The organism is Lawsonibacter hominis (assembly GCF_014287895.1).
In the GTDB taxonomy this organism is placed as follows: Bacteria; Bacillota; Clostridia; order Oscillospirales; family Oscillospiraceae; genus Lawsonibacter_A; species Lawsonibacter_A hominis.
Map to the genome: position 1 here is coordinate 13,580 of NZ_JACOPP010000005.1, position 18,372 is coordinate 31,951.

Here is an 18,372-nt window from a genome sequence, read left to right on the forward strand (position 1 = left end):
TGGATCTATGCCTCGCCCACGATCTTCACTGCGGTACCGTAGGCGGTCACCTCCGCCGCCCCCTGCATCACCGAGGCGGAGGCGTAGCGCACGTTGATGACGGCGTCTGCACCCAGCGCCTGGGCCTCATCCACCATGCGCTTGGTGGCGATCTGCCGGGCCTCCACCAGCATCTGGGTGTAACTCTCGATCTCGCCGCCTACCAGGGTCTTCATGCCGGCCATAAAATCCTTGCCGAAGTTCTTGGACTGGACCACACTGCCCTTGACGATGGTCAGGGGCTCGATTTTTTTCCCGGGAATGGAATCAATATTGAGAAGCAGCATCCTCTTCTCCTCCTTGTATTTGTTTGATGCGCTGGATCAGGGCCAGCACCACGCCGACAATGACCACCATCGGCGCGGCAATCAGAAAGATCAGCAGGCCCAGGGGCGGCCGGTCTACAGGGTCCACGGTGCAGGCCCATACGAGAAAGGCGATGGTCAGCCCCATCAGGCCCACGAAGACCAGTGCCGCGGTCACTGGGCCCAGGTAGCGGGCCATGGTATCTTTTTTTCGGATGTTCACAAATCTCGTTCCCTCCTGTTCCATACGTTCCATGCGCCCCAGCCAGTCGTCTGCCTCCAGACCGGGCAGCTGCGCGCCCGCATCCGCAAGCTCCTGACACAGGCGCTGCATCGTGGCCAGATTTTGCTGCTGGCGTTCCAGCTGGATCATATGCCGCCGCAGGCCGTCGGTCAGCGTGAGAGCGCCCTGCTGCATCCGGCGGATCTCCTCCAAGGGCACGTCCAGCTTGCGCAGCAGCTTGATCTGACGCAGCACGGTCACGTCGGCCTCCCCGTAATCCCGATAGCCGTTTTCCTTATTGCGGCCGGGGGAGAGAAGCCCCTCTTTTTCATAGAAGCGGATGTTGCGTTTGGTCACTCCGACCAGTTGTTCCACCTCGTTGATTTTCATCGTTTCACCTCCCACTGGTCTAAGATATACCCTCCACCGGATGGAAGGTCAAGCAAAACTTTTCGGCATTCGTAGTATACACCCGGAGGGACCGGAGTTCCACCTCATATTCTGCGCGCGGAAGGCGCCGGATAAAGCGCGCAGGAAGCCGCGGATGCTTGAACAGGGGAGCCCGCTGCGGGAAAAATACGGTTGACAAACCAGTGCGGTACCGCTATAATAGTCAAGTAGCTTTTCCGGCAAGGCTTTCTTCTGATGTATGCGGATGTGCTGGAACTGGTAGACTGGCTAGCTTGAGGTGCTAGTGTCCCATGGACGTACGGGTTCGAGTCCCGTCATCCGCACCAAAATGTGTTGATGAAAGATGCAACACCGAAAACGTCGCACGAAAGTGCGACGTTTTTATATATTTTCCGTTGCTTTTTCACTTGAAAAGTTGCAAAAAAACGAGTTTTTCAAAACCCTGGTTTTGTCCCGCGAGAGGCGTCATTTTTGAGATGCACCCAGCCGTTTTCACGGTCTGGTGTGATTCGGACACACCGGCCTCAAAAAAAAGAAGAAAAATCTGCAGCCGTGCTTCTCTCTTCTCTTACAGAGCGGAGAAACGGCGGTTTTCTTTTTCCGTTCGGTGACTGACGCATAATTTGGATAGACATCCGCAACCTAACATCTGTCACCGCAAGGAGAATTTCTATCCCGATATAGACTTTTCCCGCCAAGGCATAGAGTGCCGGTTTCATTTTATGATCACCAGCAGCAGAGCAGAGATCCCCACACGGCCCCTGTCGCGGCCCGTGTGGCGCATTCTGAGGGCATAACAGACACGGACGCGCCACCCAGATGGACGAGGCCGTGTAAGCCCCGCAAGCGCCACATAAGAAAATACTGGCTGGGAAAAAGCCGCCCAGGGCATCCGAACACCTCGGATGCCCCTGGGCGGCTTTTTGCGTTTCATGAGAAAGGAGGTAGACATCATGTCAAGCAAAATCAGAAATCGCTTTACAGACGCTGAAATGCAAATTGCCAGAGGAACAGATCTGTCGGAGCTGTTGAGTCATCTGGGCTATCAGGTACTGCGGATCGGCAGATACCACACCATAGCCGAGATGGATAGCCTGCGAATCAAGGACCGGCGCACATGGGCCGGTACTCCTGGAATATCGGCGGAGACGCCATCACCTTCCTGCAGCAGTTTTACGGCAAATCCTTTCCAGAAGCCGTGGAGTACCTGTTGGCCTTCCATGGCAGAGCAAGAGATTCCTCCACCAATGCCATATCACCCATCAAGCGGGACGAGTCCTCCAAGCCCTTTGGCCTACCGCCCCGGAACGAGGATGACCGCAGGGTGTTTGCCTACCTGCGCAAGCGTGGTATCGCCCCGCAGGTGATCCGCCAGTTTTGGAACGCTGGCCTTCTGTATGAGGACGCCGTTCACCATAACTGCGTGTTCGTAGGTAAAGGCAGCGCAGGACAGGTAAAATACGCCGGTCTGCGTGGGGCCTATGACCAGGATGGAAAAGGCTTTCGCGGAGATGTGACCGGTAGCGATAAGAACACCGGGTTCTCCATTTCGCACGATCCCAGGCCGGATCGGGTGTTCGTGTTCGAGGCCCCTATCGGCCGTGTGAGTTATCTTACGCTTCATCGGGACACGGCCGACGCGGTGGCACTTTGCAGCCGTTACGATGGTGCGCTGGGAGTCTAGCTGCGAGATCATCTGCAGATCCAAAACATTGTCCGGTGTCTGGATACAGATGCACCGGGGCGGGAGGTTGCCTGCCGTCTCAAGGAAACCTACACAGCAATGGGCCATGCCGTGACGGTGGAGGAACCCCGCAGCGGCAAGGATTGGAACGAGTACCTGCAAAAAAGAAAATCACCTGAAAGGGGAAGACATGCGCCTTTGTGCGATCGGGACGGTCTTCGTGCAGCTCATCCTCGGCCCGAATGCCTTCATCACAGGGCGGGGTTTTGCCAAAATGGGCATGACGACCGTCCTGATCGGGGCGGTGGCCAACATCGTCCTCGACCCGATCTTTCTCTTTGCCTTGAAACTGGGCGTGCAGGGCGCGGTGCTTGCGACGGTGCTCTCCCAAGGCCTTTCCTGTGCGTGGGTGATTGCCTTCCTCTGCGGAAGAAAAACAGTCCTGCGTCTGAGCGGAAGCAATCTCCTGAAGGGACTGAGTCTGCTGCCGCCATGCATTGCACTGGGTATGTCCTCCTTTGTTATGCAGTCGAGCGAGAGCATTATCACGGTGTGCTTCAGCTCCTCGCTGCTGCGCTATGGCGGGGGACGATTCTGCCGAGCGTCATGCAGTTTGCCCTGCTGCGCACGGACTTGGGGGGCGCACAGCCTATCGCCAGCTACAACTTCGGCGCGGGGAACGCCGGGCGCGTAAAAAAGAGTTTTCGGCTCCTGCTCACGGCGAGTATGATCGATTCGGTTGTGCTATGGGCCGGTGTAATCGCGTTCCCGCGACTGTTTGCCCAGATCTTCTCCAGCGACAGCACCCTGATCGACTTTACCGCCCATGACCTGAGGCTCTGCTGCGGCGCACGGTTCATCTTTGGCGCGCAGACGGCCTGTCAGATGCCGTTCATCTCCACGGGGAACGCGCTCAGTTCCATCATTGTGGCCGTGCTGCGCAAGTTTCTCCTGCTGATCCCGCTGATCGATCTGATGCCGCACCTGATGGGCGATCAGACCACTGCCGTCTATCTGGCCGAGCTGGTTGCTGACGGACTTGCGGTGATCTTCACGGTGACGCTGTTCCGCTATCAATTCCGCAAATCCCTGAGAAGCATGGAACACCAGATCGGAGGAATACCCGAAAAGAGAACTCCCGCCTGTCCGGACCGGACAGCGGGAGTTCAGCCTGTCCCAAAGGGCTGCGCCCCTTTTTACAGAGCGCTTCGGCGTCATTCCTCCTTCTGCAGGTAGAAAACGTCGATCTTTTCCAGAATCTTATCGATCGCCACAGTGGCGGCGCCGTAGAGGATGAGGTCCTCCACACTGGAATAGCGGATGATGAGGTCTTTGTAGACTTCAGGCAGAAGCCGTTCTTTGGCGGCCTCCTTGATGGCATACATCATCACTTCACCGCCGCCGGACATGATGTCGGAGATGACGATCTCTTTGGGATCGTAGATGTTCACGATGTTCGCGATGCCGTAGCCTAGGTAACGGCCGACCCGCTTCACGGCGGACAGCGCGAAGGAATCTCCCTGGCGCATATGGTGGAAGACGGTATCCGCAGTGACCTTTTTTTCGGAATTCAGCGTGCTCTCCGGATGCTTGGGCAGCTCCGCCAGCACGTCCTTGACGAAGGCCAGCGCCGAGCAGTACATCTCAAGGCAGCCGCAGTTTCCGCATACGCAGCGCGCGCCCATGACGTTGATGGACATGTGGCCGACCTCGCCGAAGATCCCGCGGTAGCCGCTGATGATCTTCCCGTCGATCACGACGCCGGAACCGATGCCTTCACTGGCCAGCAGATGGACCAGAACGTCGTCGCTTCCGATATTGGCGCTGCAGTTCCATTCGCCGAGCGCTCCGGCGTTGGCGTCATGCTCCACGAAGACCGGCTGCTCGAAGGCGTCGCTCAGCTTTTTGTAGATGTCGATCTTTTCCCAGCCGACGAACTCCGTCATCACGGCGATGCGTCCCTCGCGGCGCAGGTAGGGACCGGGGACGGCCACGCCGATCGCGCAGCAGCTGCCGTATTTGTCGATCAGGCGCCTGGCGTCGGCGACAAGGCTCTGCAGCACGGCGGAGGCGCCTGTGGACGGTTCCAGCTTCTGATAGGTCTTGTCCAGAAGCTGGTTTTTGATGTTGAAGATGCCCACGCTGTAAGAGCGGCGGGCGATCTTGATGCCGACCACGTTGAAGTTCTCCGCGTTGAGCCGGATGCCGATGGAACGGCGGCCCAGATTGCCCTTCAGTGTGCCGGTCTCGGAAACGACGCCGGAGGAAAGCAGATCGTTGATGATATTGGTGATCGTAGCCTGCTTCAGGCCCGTCATGCGGGAAAGGTCCGCCCGCGTCAGGACGTCCTCCTTGGACAGAATGCGGAGGACGGAGACGCGGTTGCTCTCCTGAATATCAAAGCTGTTTTTTCCGATTTTTCCCACGGCACACACTCACTTCCCTGTTTGCGACCATTGTAACACAGGATCGCCGGATCTGCAACATCCGGCGGCGGGAAACGCTCATCCGGCAATGCATTGCCGGATGCCGCCCTCGGCAAAGCTCATGCAGATCAGCGCGCAGAGCGAAAAATGCGTGAACAGGACCAGCGGCAGCAGAAACGGACTTGTGAGCAGGAGCAGCAGGGTGCATGCGCCCACCAGCAGCAGCGCCGCGATATTCTGCCAGGTGCGGGCCAGGAGAAGAATGAGCGCGTTGCGGAATACCGCGCGCAGCGGAAGCTCCAGCTGTGCGGCAAGGGGAACGGCGTACATGCTGAAGGCAAAAACGACGTAGAGCCACAAAAGCAGGGCGGCGAGCAGCGGGAGCCGGCCCCGGCCGGAAGCGGCGGCCATGCAGGCGTTCCAGCCCAGGAAGAAGAGCGCAAGGCCGACAGGCGCGATGCAGCCCGGCAGCATGGAGCGGAGGAACCGGGTTCTGACGTCACGGAAAAAGTCCCGGAAGATGTGGACGTCCTGTGCGCGCTGCATGCGGAGCACCGCGCTGCAAAGCGCCGCCAGCGAGGCCGGGATGGTCACGACCGGGATGCAGCCGAGAAGGAAGGCGAGATTCAGCAGGATGAGATCGACCCAGTAATTCCGGACGACCTGAGAGAAGGTTTTCATGTTGTGTTCTCCGTCGTGTCGTTTTTCTTCAGTATAGCATAAAAGGGCGGGAATTGGCATCCCCGCCCTTCCGAAATTTTGATCAGCCGAAGCTGCTCCCGACCAGGACTTTGAGCGATTCGCTGGACATCTGCATCAGAATGGCATCCTTGAGCTGCTCCACCGGGAAGCGGTGCGTGATGATGGGGGCCAGCTGGATACGGCCCTGGTTGATCATGTCGACGGCACGCTGGTGCGTGTCGGGGTTGATCATGGAGCCGACGATCTTCAGTTCCTTCTGATAGACGTCTTCAAGGGTGAGCGGATGGGTCGCGCCGGCCTTGGGGACGCTGAAGAGCAGCAGGGTGGCGCCGCGCTTGGCGGAGGCGAAGGCCTGCGCCGTGGCAGCGGTGTTGCCGACGCACTCGATGACGACATCGACGCCGTCCACGCCGGTGCAGTCCCGAATACGCGCACTCAGATCTTCACGGATGGGATCGATCGCGGCGTCTGCGCCGAGCTGCAGGCCGATGTCGCGGCGCATGGCCACCGGCTCGCTCAGCAGGATCTGGGAGGCGCCGGACAGCTTTGCGAGCTGGACCATCAGAAGGCCGATGGCACCGCCGCCGATGACGAGGACCGTGTCGCCCACGCGGATTTGGGCCCGGTCGATGCCGTGGATGCAGCAGGCCAGCGGCTCGCCCAGGGCGCCGAACTCCAGCGGCACATCGGGCGCGAGCAGGAAACACTGCGCCTCCGGTGCGTAGCAGTATTCGGCAAAGCCGCCGTCACGGTTCACGCCGATGGCATAAAGGCTGGTGCAGAGCTGTTTTTTGCCGATGCGGCAGTAGTGGCACGCACCGCAGTAGCAGTTGGGATCAACGGTGACATGGTCGCCCACGCGCAGCCCTGTGACCTGCGCGCCGACGGCGGCGACCGTGCCGGAGAGCTCGTGGCCCAGCACGACCGGCGGCGTCACCGCGGCGGAGCCCTTGTCGCCGTGGTAGATATGGACGTCCGTGCCGCAGACGCCGCAGGCGGCTACCCGGATGAGCACCTCGTGCGGGGCAAGGGGATGCTCCGGCATGTCCCGCGTTTCAAATTCGCCGTTTCCCAGAAAATAGGTTCCTTTCATGGTGTGTCCTTTCCCTCCATGACGCTGCGCAGCCAGGTGAGAGAAGTCGCGGCGTCCTGATCCAATTGTTCATTGCTTGCGCCGCCGGAGAGGTCCCGCCAGAGGGAAACGTCCCGGCCGACCTGGCCGCCCATGCGCACGAACGGTTCCATGACGACACCGCCCGCGTAGCCGATGCTGCGCAGCGCCCGGCCGATGGCGGCCCAGTCGAAGCGGCCGTTCGGGCCCGGGCAGCGGCGGTTTGCCTCGCCGACGTGGAAATGGCCCAGCAGCGGGCCGCTCTTGCGGATGGCGTCCGTCAGGGAATCCTCTTCAATGTTCATGTGGAAGGTGTCCAGCATGACCTTGACGTTGGGACGGTTCACCGCCCGGACATAGGCGAGGCACTCGTCCGCGGTGTTGATCATGTAGCCTTCAAAGCGGTTGAGCGCTTCCATGCAGAGCGTGATGCCGTGATCGGCGGCAAGATCCGCAAGGCGCTGCATCCGCGCGACGCTCCGATCCGTATCGGCGGCCTTGTCGGTCTCCGGCGTACACTGCGCCGGCCAGTAGGAATAGAGCGCACCGCCGAGGCGGTCGATCCCGGCCAACTCCATTTTCCGAAACATGTCGGCGTAGAAGCGGAAAGCGGCCTCCACCTGGGCGGGGTCGGTGCCGGCGAGGTCATGCCCTTTGCGAGGGCCGTAGCCGCCGGTCAGGCGGAGGCCGTTGGCCTTTGCAGCCGCAGCCAGCTCCCGGAAGAAGCGGTCGTCCTCCCGGTCGAAGGCGCCGCAGGCGACTTCCAAGATGTCAAAGCCCAGACGGGCGCATTTTTCGGTGTAGGGGACGAAGTTCCCGCCCCATTCCTTTTCCCAATAGGCGTAATAAATTCCGTATTTCATGGCAGTTCCTCAGTAGACGCGAATCTCAAAGATACGGGCCTCGGGGCAGCCGTGCGTCGCACGGACCGTGACGCGGACGGCATCGCAGACAGTGCCGTCAAAGGCGAGGCGGTTCAGACGCTGCCCATTGTCCCGCATCTCACGGCCGGCCACGACGGCGCCGCCCAGCAGGAGCTCGACGTCGTAGTCCCGCACGAGCTCGTGCGGGAGGCCCTTGACCTGGCGCTTTTTTACATTTTTGATCAGCGAGGGCTGAATCTCATGGCTGAGATCGGTATCAAAGGTGAGGCGCACCTCCTGCACCGGGGCCGCCCCGGAGAGCGTGAGCGTGAGGCTCTGCGGCTGCGTCAGCGGCGCGGAGATCCAGCAGTTGGAAGCCTTGCCGACGGCGCGGGAATAGCCGTTGATGACGTGGACGGCTTCGCCGCCGGCTGTCTCACTGGTGGCAGAGACCGAGGCGCTGCGCGCCAGATCGGACTCGTCGGTGTTGCGGTGGCCGGGTATGTAGCAGTCATTTTTCAGAAGGAGCTGCTGCAGCTCGCGGATGTGCCTTTCGCCGACCTCGCGCGGATCGCAGCCATAGCGGACCGCCAGCGCGGCGGCGGTGCCGGAGGCCTGGCCGCCGACGGCGCAGGTGCCCATGACGCGGCAGGAGGAGAACGCCATTTTGGAGGTGCTGATGTCCCGGCCCGCCAGCATCAGATTTTTGACATTGCGGCTGTAGTAGCAGCGATAGGGGATGGAATAGTGCCCTTCGAAATTATAGACGCGGGAGCCGACACTGGCCAGTTCCTTTGCGCCGCCCGGCACATGGACATCCATCGGCCAGCCGCCGTAGGCGACGGCGTCGTCAAAGACGCGGTTGGCGCGGACGTCGTTTTCGTTGAGGATATAGTCGCCGATGAGGCGGCGGCTCTCCCGGTAGCCGGGCACCATGCTGACCCACTCGAGATCGAGGTTCTGTGCGCCGTGGTCCGCCTGGTTCTTGATGTGGTCCCAGACGCCGTAGAGCACCTTCAGGAGGTCGTCGCGGATCTGCTCGCTCTCCTGGATGATGTCGTCGCAGTCGCCGCCGAGTTCGATCCACCAATAGCCGGCGTCGACATTGGAGAACTCGGGGAGCTGATTTTTGCCGGCGTCAACGGTCACAAGGCCGCCGCCGTCCGCCTGGGCGCAGACATGATCCACGTGGGGACGGTATTTTAGGTCCTCTTCCGTATAGGTGTTGGCCCAGACCGGCTTGATAAACGTCACCGGTTCGCCGCGGTCCGTCGCGGCGAACATGATGGTGTTGCCCATTTTGTTGCTGTTGGCCTGCTCGGGGGCCGTGGGCTCGTTGAATTCGTATTTGGATTCAGAGCCGACACGGCTCTCCGCCCCGGCCAGCACGCCGACCGTGCCGTGGCCGGTTGCGTCGACAAAGATGGTTCCGCAGACGGTCCAGCGGGTCTCGGTGGTGTTCTGATGGCCGATGACGGCGCGGATGCGGCCGTCCTCCGTGACGATGTCCTCAATGTTGGTGTTGAGGAAGGCCGTGATGTTTTCCTCCATCTTGACCTTCTCCCAGATGATCATGTCAAAGATGGGGAAGTCGGCGTAGGGATTGCGGCGCTTGTTTTCCAGGAGAATCTCCTCGATGATGCCGGTTTCGCGCAGGTTGGGCTTGGAGGAGTGGCAGTTGGCGCCGACGATGTGCATGCGCGTTTCAGAGCTGCCGGTGCCGCCGAAAACGGAACGGTTTTGAATGATCGCGACCTTTACGCCCTCGCGCGCTGCGGCAATCGCGGCGCAGACGCCGGAAAAGCCGCCGCCGATGACAACGACGTCGAAGGACGCTGTTTTTTCATGGATAGCCATAGCTTTTTGACCTTTCCCAGGCTTTTCAGTCCTGAATATCCACGACCACCTTCATGGTGTGCTCGCGGTTGGCGTCGATGTACCGGTAGGCGGCGAGGAAGTCTTTGAAGGCAAAGTGCCGGGTGATGAGCGGCTTGAGCTGCACCTTGCCCTCGGCCACGATGCGCAGCGCGTCCACGTAATCCTCGTGGCGGTACATCATCGCGGTGTCGAGCGTGAGCTCGGAATCGTTGAGGCGGGCGAGGTCCACCTTGGCCCAGTCGGCAAAGACGGCCACGAGGATGATCTTTGCGCCCTTGCGGCTGTTTTGGATGGCCATATCCATCGTGGCGTTGTTTCCGGCGCACTCGTAGATGACGTCGGCCTTATCGGGGCCGAATACCTGCTCGATTGCATCGGCATAGCTGACCCTGGCGGTGTTGATCGCATAATCTGCGCCGAGGGACCGGGCAAGCTCCAGCCGGTAGTCGGAGACGTCGGTGATAAGCACCTTGGCCGCGCCCAGCGCCTTGCAGGACTGCGCAAGCAGGAGGCCGATGGGGCCGCAGCCGATGATGGCGACGTTTCCGCCGACAAGGCCCTCGAACCGCTTCGCGGCATGGACCGTGACGGACAGCGGCTCGATGAGCGCTGCCTCGTCATAGGACATGGAATCCGGAATGACGTCCACCTTGGAGGCGTCGACGGCAAAATACTCGCTGGCGGCACCGGTGGTCTGGAAGCCCATAACCTTGAGCTCGTTGCAGAGGTTGTATTTGCCGTGTGTGCAGGGATAGCATTTTCCGCAGGTGACCTGCGGCTCCAGCACGACCTTCTGTCCCGCCGAGAGGCTGGTCACGGCGCTGCCGACTTTGACGATCTGACCGGAGACCTCATGGCCCTGGGTCACGGGATATTTGGTGTAGGGGTGTTTGCCGTGATAGACGTGGATGTCCGAGCCGCAGATGCCGAGACGCATCATTTTCACAAGGACCTGGTCTTCTTTGATCTCCGGGATGGCGACATCCTGAAATTCGATCACGCCGGGGGCAGTCATCACTTCTTGCAGCATAGTTTCAAATCTCCTTTTGCGCGTTTTGCGTGAAAACAATTCACCGGTAAATGAATCAATAGATCCGGACCTCATAGATCCGGGCATCTTCGCAGCCATTGGTGGCGAGAACGTGTACGCGCACACTGTCGCAGAGCTCGCCACTGAAGGCGGCGGTGTTCCGCCGCTGGTGGTTGTCCGTGGCCGTTTGGGCGGCAACGACCGCGCCTGCGCGGAGAAGCTCCACGCGGTAGTCCTTCACCAGCGTCCGGGCGACGCCCGTCGGCTCTTTCTGGAGGAAGGCCTTGGAAACGGAGATGCAGCGTTCCTCGCTGAGGTCCGGGTCGAAAACCAGCCGGACTTCATGGACAGGCGCCGGCTCCGCAAGGGTCAGCGTGAGCGTTTCGCCGCTTTCGCGCAGGGCGCCGGAGCGCCAGAGATTGCTCTGCCCGCCCTCCCGGCGTGTGACGCCGGAGATGATATTTTTCGCGGCGAAGCCGGGCTGTTCGCTGCTGGCGGAAACAGAGGCGCGGAGCGCCAGGTCGTTCGGATCCTCGTTTTTCTGCCCCATGACGTACAGGTCGCAGGCCAGGAGCTTTTGCTGGAGCTCGTGCATATACTGTTTGCCGTACTGCGCGGGCGTCAGCTTTTTCCGGGAGGCGTTCGCCGCGGCCACACCGACGGCCTCGCCGCCGACAGCACAGGTGCCCATCACGCGGGTGGAGCCCATGGCGAGCTTGGAGGCGGAAATGTCGCGCCCGGCCATCATCAGGTTGTCGATGGTCCTGGAGCAGTAGCAGCCATAGGGGATGGAATAGAGGCCCTTGAAGGAGCGGACCACGGACGGGATCTGGCCCTTGGCCCCGAAGCCCGCGGCGGTATGCTCGTCCATGGGCCAGCCGCCGTAGGCCACGGCATCTTCAAAGATCCGGTTGGCGAGGATGTCCTGCTCCTTCAGGACGTAGTCGCCCATCAGGCGGCGGCTCTCGCGCATGCCGCCCAGATTGCCGACCCAGACGAGCTCATAATTCTCCGCGCCGTGGTCGCCGCCGTTTTTGATGTGGTCCCACACGCCGTAGACCGTGCGGTAAAGCTCCCAGCGGATGTCCTCGGACTGCCTGATGATGTCGTCCCAGTCGCCGCCCAGCTCGATCCACCAATAGCCACTCTTGACGTCGTATTTTTCCACCAGCTCGTCGGAGTGGCTTTCATAATCCTCGCCCGGTTTCAGCACCACGACGTCGTCGGCGCTGTGGTAGACCACGATGTCGCCGTGGTACCGGTGCTTGAAGTCGGATTCGTCAAAGGTATAGGCCCAGGAGGGCTTCACAAATTTCACCGGATGGCCGCGGTCCTCCGCCACGAAATAGATCGTGTTGCCCATGGTTTTGCCGTCCGGCACGTCGGGGGCGTCTTCTTCCCGGTATTCGTCCCTGCCCTCCCGGCCGATCTTGTATTCGGCACCGGCCATATAGCCGAGCGTGCCGTTGCCGGTCGCATCCACAAAGACGTCGGCCGTCAGCTCCATCCAGAGCTCCGTCGTCATCTGATAACAGTCGATGGAGGAGATGTGCTTTCCGTCGGAGTGTACAGCGGACATGGTGGTGTTCATGCAGAGCGTCAGGTTCTTCGTTTCCTGCGCGGCGTTCCACAGAACGCCGTCCCAGATGGAATAGTTGTAGCTGTCGTTGAGGTATTTGTTCTCCAGCTGAAGCTCCATCAGGATGCCGGTCTCTGCCGCGTCTCTCTTGCCCCAGTGGCAGGACGCGCCGGAGATGTGCATCCGCATCTCGGAGCTGGCGTTGCCGCCGAAAACGCTGCGGTCCTGTACAAGGGCGGTCTTTGCACCCTGCCGCGCGGAAGCCATGGCCGCGCAGAGGCCGCTCATGCCGCCGCCGACCACGACGACATCAAAATGCCGTTTTTGGGGAGCTTGCTGCGTGTGATCCGGAATTTCGTGAACGTATTCTTTCATTGTGCACCTCACATCGAAAAAAGATGAGCAGATGGGCAAAAAGCGACTGGAGCTCAGCCGCTGATTGCAAAGGTCCGGTATCAGCCCTTGACCGCGCCTGCAGTCAGACCGCTGACCAGCTGCTTGCCGAGGAACGTGAACACCAGGAGAATCGGGATGATCGCAAGTGTTGCTGCGCCGCAGAGGGGGCCCCACTCCTGGCCGAAGAAGCCGATATAGTCGTAAATGGCCATCTGGATGTTTTTCAGCGCATAGCCGTTGACCATGACCGTGGCGGTGATGAATTCGTTCCAGGCGCCGATGAAGGCAAACAGGGCCGCCGCCGCAAAGGACGGACGGATGACCGGCGGGATGATGCGGGTGATGATGTAGGCCTGGCTGCAGCCGTCGATGCGGGCCGCTTCCTCGATCTCCCGGGGCAGGCCGCGTACACCGGAGATGAGCATCCAGATGACGAGCGGCAGGTTATAGGCCGTGTAGAGCAGCGGAAGCGTATACCAGTGGTTCGTCAGATGGAGCTTCATCATCATGAGGTAGTTCGGAATCAGCAGGACGGAGCTGCCCGTGGAGAGCGGAATGCCGATGACCACGATGTAAAAGAGCAGCTTTTTCAGCGGGAAGCGGCGGCGCTCGAAGCCGTAGGCGGCAAGGTACCCGAGGACCAGGCAGGCCAGGATGGTCAGAAGAGAATAGACGACGCTGTTCCAGGCGGTCTGCAGGAAGCTCTGGGCAAAGACCTGCTTATAGTTGTTCCAGGTGACGGTGAAGTTGAAGACCTTCGGCGGATAGGCCGAGATGTCCTGCGGCGTTTTCAGAGAGGTGATGATGCACCAGAAGATCGGAAGGGTCGTCAGAAAGGCGAGGACCACCAGCATCAGCGCGCTACATGTTTTTCTGGCCGCCTTTTTCGCGGTTTTATTCATGGCTTTCATACGCTCCCTTCCGACTCAGATTTTGTAATTGCTCACTTTGATATACAGCACGATGATCAGCGAGGTGATCAGCATGATGAGAATGGAAAGCGCCGCAGAGGTGCCGAACTGATAATAGCGGAAGCCGAGATTGTACTGGAAGAGCGTGATGACGTTGGTGGCGTCGTTCGGCCCGCCGCTGGTCAGGACCTTCGGCACGGTGTTGTTGGTGAAGTTGGAAACGGTCAGGACGATGATCGACAGCAGGAGTTGCGTCTTGATGAGCGGCAGCTTGATGTGCCAGAGCAGCTGCCAGGGCGTGGCGCCGTCCACCTTTGCCGCCTCGAGCAGGACCGGGTCCAGGCTCTTGAGGCCGGCCAGGATCATGATCATGGCGTAGCCGACCAGACGCCACGTCAGCACGAAGATCAGGGCGATGATCGCCGAGTTCTTGTTTTCCACCACGTAGATGGGGTTGTGGCCGAGTGCCTTGAGGATCATATTGAACAGGCCCAGGTCGCCGTTGAAGAGCCAGCGCCACAGGAGGGCCGCGACCATCATGGAGATGACCCAGGGAATCAGGCCGAACATCTCGATGAGGTAGGCGAACAGGCCGTGTTCCCGGTCCACCCAGAGCGCCAGGAGCAGGCCGATGCCGACCGACAGGAGTGTGGAGATGATGGTGATCTCAAACGTGAACAGGAGGGACTTGCTGATGCGGACGTCTTTCAGAAGCCGCAGATAGTTGCCGAGGCCGACAAAGTCGCCCTTTACCAGATAGTCCAGATTATAAAGGCTGCAATAGAGCGTATAAAAGAGAGGGATGACCAGCAGGAAGATGAGCACGAGCATGGCCGGTGCCACATATCCCATGGATCTGAGCTGTGTGCGTTTTTCTTTCCGTTTCACAAGTTTTGCCCTCCACATGGTTGCCCCTTTCAGGGAAAATGTTGATAGATCATTTTTGGCGCAGACTGCGCAGCAGGGCGGAAAAGTCTCCGCCGGCGGCCGTGCACGGGCCGTTTTGCCGGTTCCAATGGAAGGAAATGCGTTTTTTTCACAAAAACGCATTTCCTTCCATTGGGACACCCTGTCCGGGAGCCCCTGATCAGCGTCAGGGGCTCCCGCAGGGAGAAAACAGCGGGAATGTTAACGGTTGTTGTTGGTGTTGAAGATCGTCTCTGCATCGCTGAGCGCCTTCATGTAGTCGGTCTCACCGGTCAGGATGGCCTGGACCGGGCGGTTGAGGTCGAGCTTCCAGCCGACGAACGCCTGGGTGTTGGAGGGCAGCCAGCCGTCCGAGAAGGCCTCAAGCATGCTGTTGAGGTACTTGTTGCTGTCGTCGATGGTGATCTGCTCCACCGTGGACTTGCGGTTCGGAGCCTGCGCACCGTCGTTGATCCACAGCAGGTCGGATTCGTTGTCGTACATGAGCTCAAGGAATTTGCCGGCGAGCTCCTTGTTCTTGGAGCCGCTGTAGACGCCGGCGAACCAGCCGTCGATGATCGTGCCGCCGGGCAGGGGCGCGAACTGGATGGTGGAGCCGTCGAAGGAGGCGTTGGCGCGGGACGTGCCGAGACGGACCGCAGAGGCGATGGTCATGGCGTATTTGCCGGAGGCAAACTCGGTGTAGATGTCCTCGATGGTCTTGTTGACGGAGTCAGCCGGGGTGACGCCGGTGTCGATGCACTTCTTGATCCATTCCAGAGCGGCAACACCGCTCTCGTTAGCCCACTTGGCAGTGCCGTCCTCGTTGAAGAGGGTACCCTGCTCCTGGAGCAGCCAGTTGACGATCGCCTGGGCGTCGTTGCTTTCGGTGGAGAAGCTCATGCCGAGACCGTAGACCTGCTGGCCGTCGATCTCCCTCGTCAGCACCTGGGCGGCGTTGTAGAGCTCATCGAAGGTGGTGGGGACTTCCAGGCCCGCGGCCTCCAGAAGGTCTTCGCGGTAGAAGAAGCCGGTGCAGTTCTTGTTGAGGCAGAGTGTGTAGTGCTTGCCGTCGCGCTCGCCGAAGCGGAAGAAGCCGTCATCGACGTCGTCGATCTGATCCTGGGTCCAGCTGCCCATGAACAGGTTCTCCAGCGGCTCCAGCAGGCCGGCGTTCAGAACGCCAAACAGCTCGTCGCGGGCGCACCACATGATGTCGGGAGCTTCGCCGGTGGTGGCGGCTGCCATGAACTTACCGGTCATGGTGTCCCACTGCTGCGGCTCGACAACGATCTTCACGCCGGGATTCTCCGACTCAAAGCGGTCGATCATTTTCTGCAGAGCGATGGAACGGCCATTGCTGGTGTTGGTGGGGTCCAGGAAGGTCCACATCCGGATGGTGACGTCTTCGCCGTTGGTGCCAGCGGAAACGGCGACGTCTTTGGTTTCATTGGCCGGAGCGGGGGTCTCGTTGGTTGACGGGGTGCCGCTGCAGGCGACAAGAGAGCCAATCATCAGTACGGCCAGGAGCGTTGCGATTACCTTTTTCATAACAATCCTCCATTTCTATTTAATACCTTTTTCGGTATCAAACTTCTTTTTATGCCGGGGTATGAAGCGTCTGGCCCGAGCCTTCGGGAGCGGGGTGTTCCGCCAGAAACGCTTCCACGTCGGCCTTGCCGGGGATGGCGGGAATGGCGCCGAAGCGCTGCACGGAGAGCGCGCTGGCGGCGTTGCCGAAGCGAAGGAGCGACTGCAGCTCCGCGGAGGACCAGTCTGCGCCGCCGTGCTGCAGAAGCTGATAGAGCACGGCGCCCATGAAGGTGTCCCCGGCGCCGGTCGTGTCGGCGACCTTGACTGAATAGCCGGGCGCATACTGCATCTGATCGCCGCAGAAAACGTAGCTGCCCGCGCCGCCGCAGGTCACGAACAAAAGCCGCAGGCTCGGATAGTCACGCAGCATCTGACGGCCCTGCGACGGGATGTCTTGGTCGCCGTAGAGGAAACGGCACTCTTCATCCGACAGCTTTGCCACGTCGCAGAGCGTAAGGCCCTCTTTGATGTACTTTGCCGCGGTCTGCTCGTCGCACCAGAGATTCCGGCGCAGATTGGGATCGTAGGAAACGAGTAGGCCCTTTTCCCTGGCATAGCGGGCCGCGGCGAGCGTCGCCGAGCGGGCCGGTTCTTCCGTCATGGAAACGGATCCGAAATGGAAGATGCGGGACTGCTCGATCAGGTCCAGCCGAAGCTCTTCCTTTGTCAGGCTCACATCGGCGCAGCCGATCCGATAGAAGGAAAAGCTGCGGTTGCCGGCTTCGTCCAGCGAGACCATGGCGATCGTGGTGTTTTTCGACGGATCCAGAATCATGCCCGCCGTGTCGATGCCGACCTCATCCAGAACGCCCTTGAGCCAGTTCCCGATGAAATCGCCGCCGGCCTTGGCGAGGAAGGCCGTTTTCAGACCCATCCGCGTGCCGCAGGTCAGCACATTCGCCGGGGCGCCGCCCGCGTTGCCAGTAATCTGTATGCACGTATCCGCACTCGCAATCGCATCGATCAGGACTTCACCCAGCGCACAAATATCATACATAAGCGTATACTCCGTTACTTCTTCTTATCTCAATTTATTAATTAAATAAATTAAGTCATTGACATAGTAGCATAGTAAGCCGGAAGTGTCAATCGGGTTTTGTGTTGAAAATCCACAAAAATAACTTTCTGTGTGAATCGTACAAGTGGACTTGACCTGAATTGTGCATTCTGCCGTGTCTGCGTAGGCGGGAACAAAACCGAAAAGCGGGAGCGCTGCGCTATTGGATGGAATCAACACCCCCGTCATTTTTTGGTACAAAGAAAAGGCAGGCACATGGTGGGTTTCCATGCGTCTGCCTTGATCTTACAGCCTCACTTAGCCGGAGGCCTCAGTTTGCCAGAAAAGCTCAGCCGAGCTGCTTCGCCTTCTGGTATGCTGCCTCGACCGCGTCGAAGCAGACGCTGCGGCACAGGAGGATCATCCCCTCGCCCACGGTGCAGGGCGTGTTCGGCATGATGCGGATGATCTTCTTGTAAGAGTCCAATATGTATTGGACTCTTACAAGGTACCCTTGTTTTTTGGTAAATCACGCTTGACATGTCCCGTTTGGGATGATATACTATCAGTCGTGTTCAAAGACAGCAGGGGGCGTAAGCCGTAACTCCTGCCGAGAATGCAGCCACAACGAACGAGATTTTTTTGTGCTGTTTTCGCTGCTTTGAATGCGAAAGCAGCTTTTTTGTTGCGTCTGCATCGGGAAAGTTGAACTCAAATCCAACGGAGGTGAATTCCAAATGCCTAACGCAAAGGTTCTCAGTGAGAAGCAGGCCATCGTGGCTGAGCTGACCGAGAAGCTCAAGAGCGCTTCCAGCGGCGTATTGGTGGACTACAAGGGCATCACCGTGGCCCAGGATACCGCTCTGCGCGCCGAGTGCCGCAAGAATGAGCTGGACTACGCCGTGGTGAAAAACACCCTGGTGCGCTTCGCCATCAACAACGTGGGTATGGAGGAGATGGATCCCGTTCTCAACGGCACCACTTCCATGGCCCTGTCCCACGGCGATCCCATCGCCCCCATGCGCGTGATCAACAAGTTCGCCAAGCAGTTCAACGGCGCCAAGTTTACCATCAAGGCCGGCTTCATGGACGGCAAGGTGCTCTCCATGGACGAGATCCGGGCCCTGGCCGAGCTGCCCTCCAAGGAGGCCCTGCAGGCTCAGGTCCTGGGCACCATGCTGGCCCCCATCACCAGTCTGGCGATCGTCCTGAAGGCGATCTGCGAGCAGAAGGGCGGTACGGTAGAGGCCGAGGCCCCCGCCGCCGCCGAGTAAGTCCCACCCCATTTTCTCAAAACACAACATTTATTAGGAGGTAA

General features: G+C 59.8%; 19 protein-coding genes, 1 tRNA gene, 2 pseudogenes and 1 other annotated feature. Of the genes and pseudogenes, 7 read left to right on the top strand and 15 right to left on the bottom strand.

Going from position 1 to position 18,372, the window contains the following annotated elements; genetic code table 11:
* Positions 1–5: 5 nt before the first annotated feature.
* Both H8S57_RS05165 and H8S57_RS05170 read right to left on the bottom strand, forming a co-directional pair.
* Positions 6–326, bottom strand: a complete 321-nt coding sequence (locus H8S57_RS05165; RefSeq protein WP_186907019.1) for a YbjQ family protein — start codon at positions 324–326, stop codon at positions 6–8.
* A complete protein-coding gene (locus H8S57_RS05170; RefSeq protein ID WP_186907020.1) occupies positions 307–957 on the bottom strand; it encodes a MerR family transcriptional regulator in 651 nt (216 codons plus the stop codon). The genes H8S57_RS05165 and H8S57_RS05170 overlap by 20 nt, the downstream gene beginning before the upstream one ends.
* Before the next feature lie 261 nt (positions 958–1,218).
* On the opposite strand from H8S57_RS05170, the gene H8S57_RS05175 reads away from it, so the two are divergent.
* Positions 1,219–1,304, top strand: a tRNA-Leu gene (locus H8S57_RS05175).
* A 198-nt stretch (positions 1,305–1,502) separates the two neighbouring features.
* Here the strand turns inward: H8S57_RS05175 and H8S57_RS05180 are convergent.
* Positions 1,503–1,697, bottom strand: coding sequence for a hypothetical protein (locus H8S57_RS05180; protein WP_186907021.1), 195 nt, complete (start codon positions 1,695–1,697; stop codon positions 1,503–1,505).
* 398 nt (positions 1,698–2,095) lie between these two features.
* Between H8S57_RS05180 and H8S57_RS05185 the strand changes: the two genes are divergently transcribed.
* From H8S57_RS05185 to H8S57_RS17260, 4 genes and pseudogenes are all read left to right on the top strand, one after another.
* Positions 2,096–2,662, top strand: a complete 567-nt coding sequence (locus tag H8S57_RS05185) for a DUF3991 domain-containing protein (protein WP_243204703.1) — start codon at positions 2,096–2,098, stop codon at positions 2,660–2,662.
* Positions 2,663–2,701: 39 nt separating this feature from the next.
* Positions 2,702–2,761, top strand: a pseudogene (locus H8S57_RS17250) (hypothetical protein); the annotation flags it as partial.
* A gap of 91 nt (positions 2,762–2,852) precedes the next feature.
* The gene (locus tag H8S57_RS17255; protein ID WP_243204704.1) at positions 2,853–3,356 is read left to right on the top strand and encodes an MATE family efflux transporter; all 504 of its coding nucleotides are present in this window, start codon (positions 2,853–2,855) and stop codon (positions 3,354–3,356) included.
* A 5-nt stretch (positions 3,357–3,361) separates the two neighbouring features.
* Positions 3,362–3,898: pseudogene (locus tag H8S57_RS17260) on the top strand (hypothetical protein); the annotation flags it as partial.
* Here the strand turns inward: H8S57_RS17260 and H8S57_RS05195 are convergent.
* From H8S57_RS05195 to H8S57_RS05235, 9 genes are all read right to left on the bottom strand, one after another.
* The gene (locus H8S57_RS05195; protein WP_186907022.1) at positions 3,877–5,088 is read right to left on the bottom strand and encodes an ROK family transcriptional regulator; all 1,212 of its coding nucleotides are present in this window, start codon (positions 5,086–5,088) and stop codon (positions 3,877–3,879) included. The pseudogene H8S57_RS17260 and the gene H8S57_RS05195 overlap by 22 nt on opposite strands.
* 78 nt (positions 5,089–5,166) lie before the next feature.
* Positions 5,167–5,769 (bottom strand): DUF624 domain-containing protein, encoded by a 603-nt coding sequence (locus H8S57_RS05200; RefSeq protein WP_186907023.1) that lies wholly within the window; start codon positions 5,767–5,769, stop codon positions 5,167–5,169.
* Positions 5,770–5,851: 82 nt separating this feature from the next.
* Positions 5,852–6,883 carry a zinc-dependent alcohol dehydrogenase family protein gene (locus tag H8S57_RS05205; protein WP_186907024.1) on the bottom strand — a complete coding sequence of 344 codons (1,032 nt, stop codon included), beginning with the start codon at positions 6,881–6,883 and terminating at the stop codon, positions 5,852–5,854.
* Entirely contained in the window at positions 6,880–7,764 is an 885-nt protein-coding gene (locus H8S57_RS05210) for a D-psicose 3-epimerase (protein WP_186907025.1), read from the bottom strand. Before H8S57_RS05210 ends, H8S57_RS05205 begins: the two co-directional genes overlap by 4 nt.
* A gap of 9 nt (positions 7,765–7,773) precedes the next feature.
* Entirely contained in the window at positions 7,774–9,621 is a 1,848-nt protein-coding gene (locus tag H8S57_RS05215; RefSeq protein WP_186907026.1) for an FAD-dependent oxidoreductase, read from the bottom strand.
* A 25-nt stretch (positions 9,622–9,646) separates the two neighbouring features.
* Positions 9,647–10,672 (bottom strand): zinc-dependent alcohol dehydrogenase, encoded by a 1,026-nt coding sequence (locus tag H8S57_RS05220; RefSeq protein ID WP_186907027.1) that lies wholly within the window; start codon positions 10,670–10,672, stop codon positions 9,647–9,649.
* A gap of 55 nt (positions 10,673–10,727) precedes the next feature.
* The gene (locus H8S57_RS05225; RefSeq protein ID WP_186907028.1) at positions 10,728–12,626 is read right to left on the bottom strand and encodes an FAD-dependent oxidoreductase; all 1,899 of its coding nucleotides are present in this window, start codon (positions 12,624–12,626) and stop codon (positions 10,728–10,730) included.
* A gap of 80 nt (positions 12,627–12,706) precedes the next feature.
* On the bottom strand, positions 12,707–13,558 hold the full coding sequence (locus tag H8S57_RS05230; protein WP_243204706.1) for a carbohydrate ABC transporter permease: 852 nt from the start codon (positions 13,556–13,558) through the stop codon (positions 12,707–12,709).
* A gap of 15 nt (positions 13,559–13,573) precedes the next feature.
* The gene (locus H8S57_RS05235) at positions 13,574–14,410 is read right to left on the bottom strand and encodes a carbohydrate ABC transporter permease (RefSeq protein WP_186907029.1); all 837 of its coding nucleotides are present in this window, start codon (positions 14,408–14,410) and stop codon (positions 13,574–13,576) included.
* Here H8S57_RS05235 and H8S57_RS05240 point away from each other — a divergent pair.
* Positions 14,409–14,645, top strand: coding sequence for a hypothetical protein (locus tag H8S57_RS05240; RefSeq protein ID WP_186907030.1), 237 nt, complete (start codon positions 14,409–14,411; stop codon positions 14,643–14,645). The genes H8S57_RS05235 and H8S57_RS05240 overlap by 2 nt on opposite strands.
* Before the next feature lie 41 nt (positions 14,646–14,686).
* On the opposite strand, the gene H8S57_RS05245 is transcribed toward H8S57_RS05240, so the two are convergent.
* The 3 genes from H8S57_RS05245 to H8S57_RS05255 form a co-directional block, all read right to left on the bottom strand.
* On the bottom strand, positions 14,687–16,015 hold the full coding sequence (locus H8S57_RS05245; protein ID WP_186907031.1) for an ABC transporter substrate-binding protein: 1,329 nt from the start codon (positions 16,013–16,015) through the stop codon (positions 14,687–14,689).
* Between the two features lie 49 nt (positions 16,016–16,064).
* A complete protein-coding gene (locus tag H8S57_RS05250) occupies positions 16,065–17,054 on the bottom strand; it encodes a carbohydrate kinase family protein (protein WP_186907032.1) in 990 nt (329 codons plus the stop codon).
* A gap of 349 nt (positions 17,055–17,403) precedes the next feature.
* On the bottom strand, positions 17,404–17,541 hold the full coding sequence (locus tag H8S57_RS05255) for a hypothetical protein (RefSeq protein ID WP_186907033.1): 138 nt from the start codon (positions 17,539–17,541) through the stop codon (positions 17,404–17,406).
* 70 nt (positions 17,542–17,611) lie between these two features.
* Positions 17,612–17,747, top strand: a sequence feature (ribosomal protein L10 leader region).
* 44 nt (positions 17,748–17,791) lie between these two features.
* Here H8S57_RS05255 and rplJ point away from each other — a divergent pair.
* Positions 17,792–18,328 (top strand): 50S ribosomal protein L10, encoded by a 537-nt coding sequence (gene rplJ, locus H8S57_RS05260; RefSeq protein WP_186907034.1) that lies wholly within the window; start codon positions 17,792–17,794, stop codon positions 18,326–18,328.
* Positions 18,329–18,372: the final 44 nt, after the last annotated feature.

What these genes read in the sequence shown, in the direction of transcription:
- H8S57_RS05165 (WP_186907019.1), bottom strand. Translation starts at nt 326, where the DNA reads ATGCTGCTTCTCAATATTGATTCCATTCCCGGGAAAAAAATCGAGCCC.
- H8S57_RS05240 (WP_186907030.1), top strand. Translation starts at nt 14,409, where the DNA reads ATGGATCTGAGCTGTGTGCGTTTTTCTTTCCGTTTCACAAGTTTTGCC.
- H8S57_RS05235 (WP_186907029.1), bottom strand. Translation starts at nt 14,410, where the DNA reads ATGGGATATGTGGCACCGGCCATGCTCGTGCTCATCTTCCTGCTGGTC.
- H8S57_RS05220 (WP_186907027.1), bottom strand. Translation starts at nt 10,672, where the DNA reads ATGCTGCAAGAAGTGATGACTGCCCCCGGCGTGATCGAATTTCAGGAT.
- H8S57_RS05225 (WP_186907028.1), bottom strand. Translation starts at nt 12,626, where the DNA reads ATGAAAGAATACGTTCACGAAATTCCGGATCACACGCAGCAAGCTCCC.
- H8S57_RS05205 (WP_186907024.1), bottom strand. Translation starts at nt 6,883, where the DNA reads ATGAAAGGAACCTATTTTCTGGGAAACGGCGAATTTGAAACGCGGGAC.
- H8S57_RS05250 (WP_186907032.1), bottom strand. Translation starts at nt 17,054, where the DNA reads ATGTATGATATTTGTGCGCTGGGTGAAGTCCTGATCGATGCGATTGCG.
- rplJ (WP_186907034.1), top strand. Translation starts at nt 17,792, where the DNA reads ATGCCTAACGCAAAGGTTCTCAGTGAGAAGCAGGCCATCGTGGCTGAG.
- H8S57_RS05180 (WP_186907021.1), bottom strand. Translation starts at nt 1,697, where the DNA reads ATGAAACCGGCACTCTATGCCTTGGCGGGAAAAGTCTATATCGGGATA.
- H8S57_RS05200 (WP_186907023.1), bottom strand. Translation starts at nt 5,769, where the DNA reads ATGAAAACCTTCTCTCAGGTCGTCCGGAATTACTGGGTCGATCTCATC.
- H8S57_RS17255 (WP_243204704.1), top strand. Translation starts at nt 2,853, where the DNA reads ATGCGCCTTTGTGCGATCGGGACGGTCTTCGTGCAGCTCATCCTCGGC.
- H8S57_RS05230 (WP_243204706.1), bottom strand. Translation starts at nt 13,558, where the DNA reads ATGAAAGCCATGAATAAAACCGCGAAAAAGGCGGCCAGAAAAACATGT.
- H8S57_RS05215 (WP_186907026.1), bottom strand. Translation starts at nt 9,621, where the DNA reads ATGGCTATCCATGAAAAAACAGCGTCCTTCGACGTCGTTGTCATCGGC.
- H8S57_RS05170 (WP_186907020.1), bottom strand. Translation starts at nt 957, where the DNA reads ATGAAAATCAACGAGGTGGAACAACTGGTCGGAGTGACCAAACGCAAC.
- H8S57_RS05185 (WP_243204703.1), top strand. Translation starts at nt 2,096, where the DNA reads ATGGGCCGGTACTCCTGGAATATCGGCGGAGACGCCATCACCTTCCTG.
- H8S57_RS05210 (WP_186907025.1), bottom strand. Translation starts at nt 7,764, where the DNA reads ATGAAATACGGAATTTATTACGCCTATTGGGAAAAGGAATGGGGCGGG.
- H8S57_RS05245 (WP_186907031.1), bottom strand. Translation starts at nt 16,015, where the DNA reads ATGAAAAAGGTAATCGCAACGCTCCTGGCCGTACTGATGATTGGCTCT.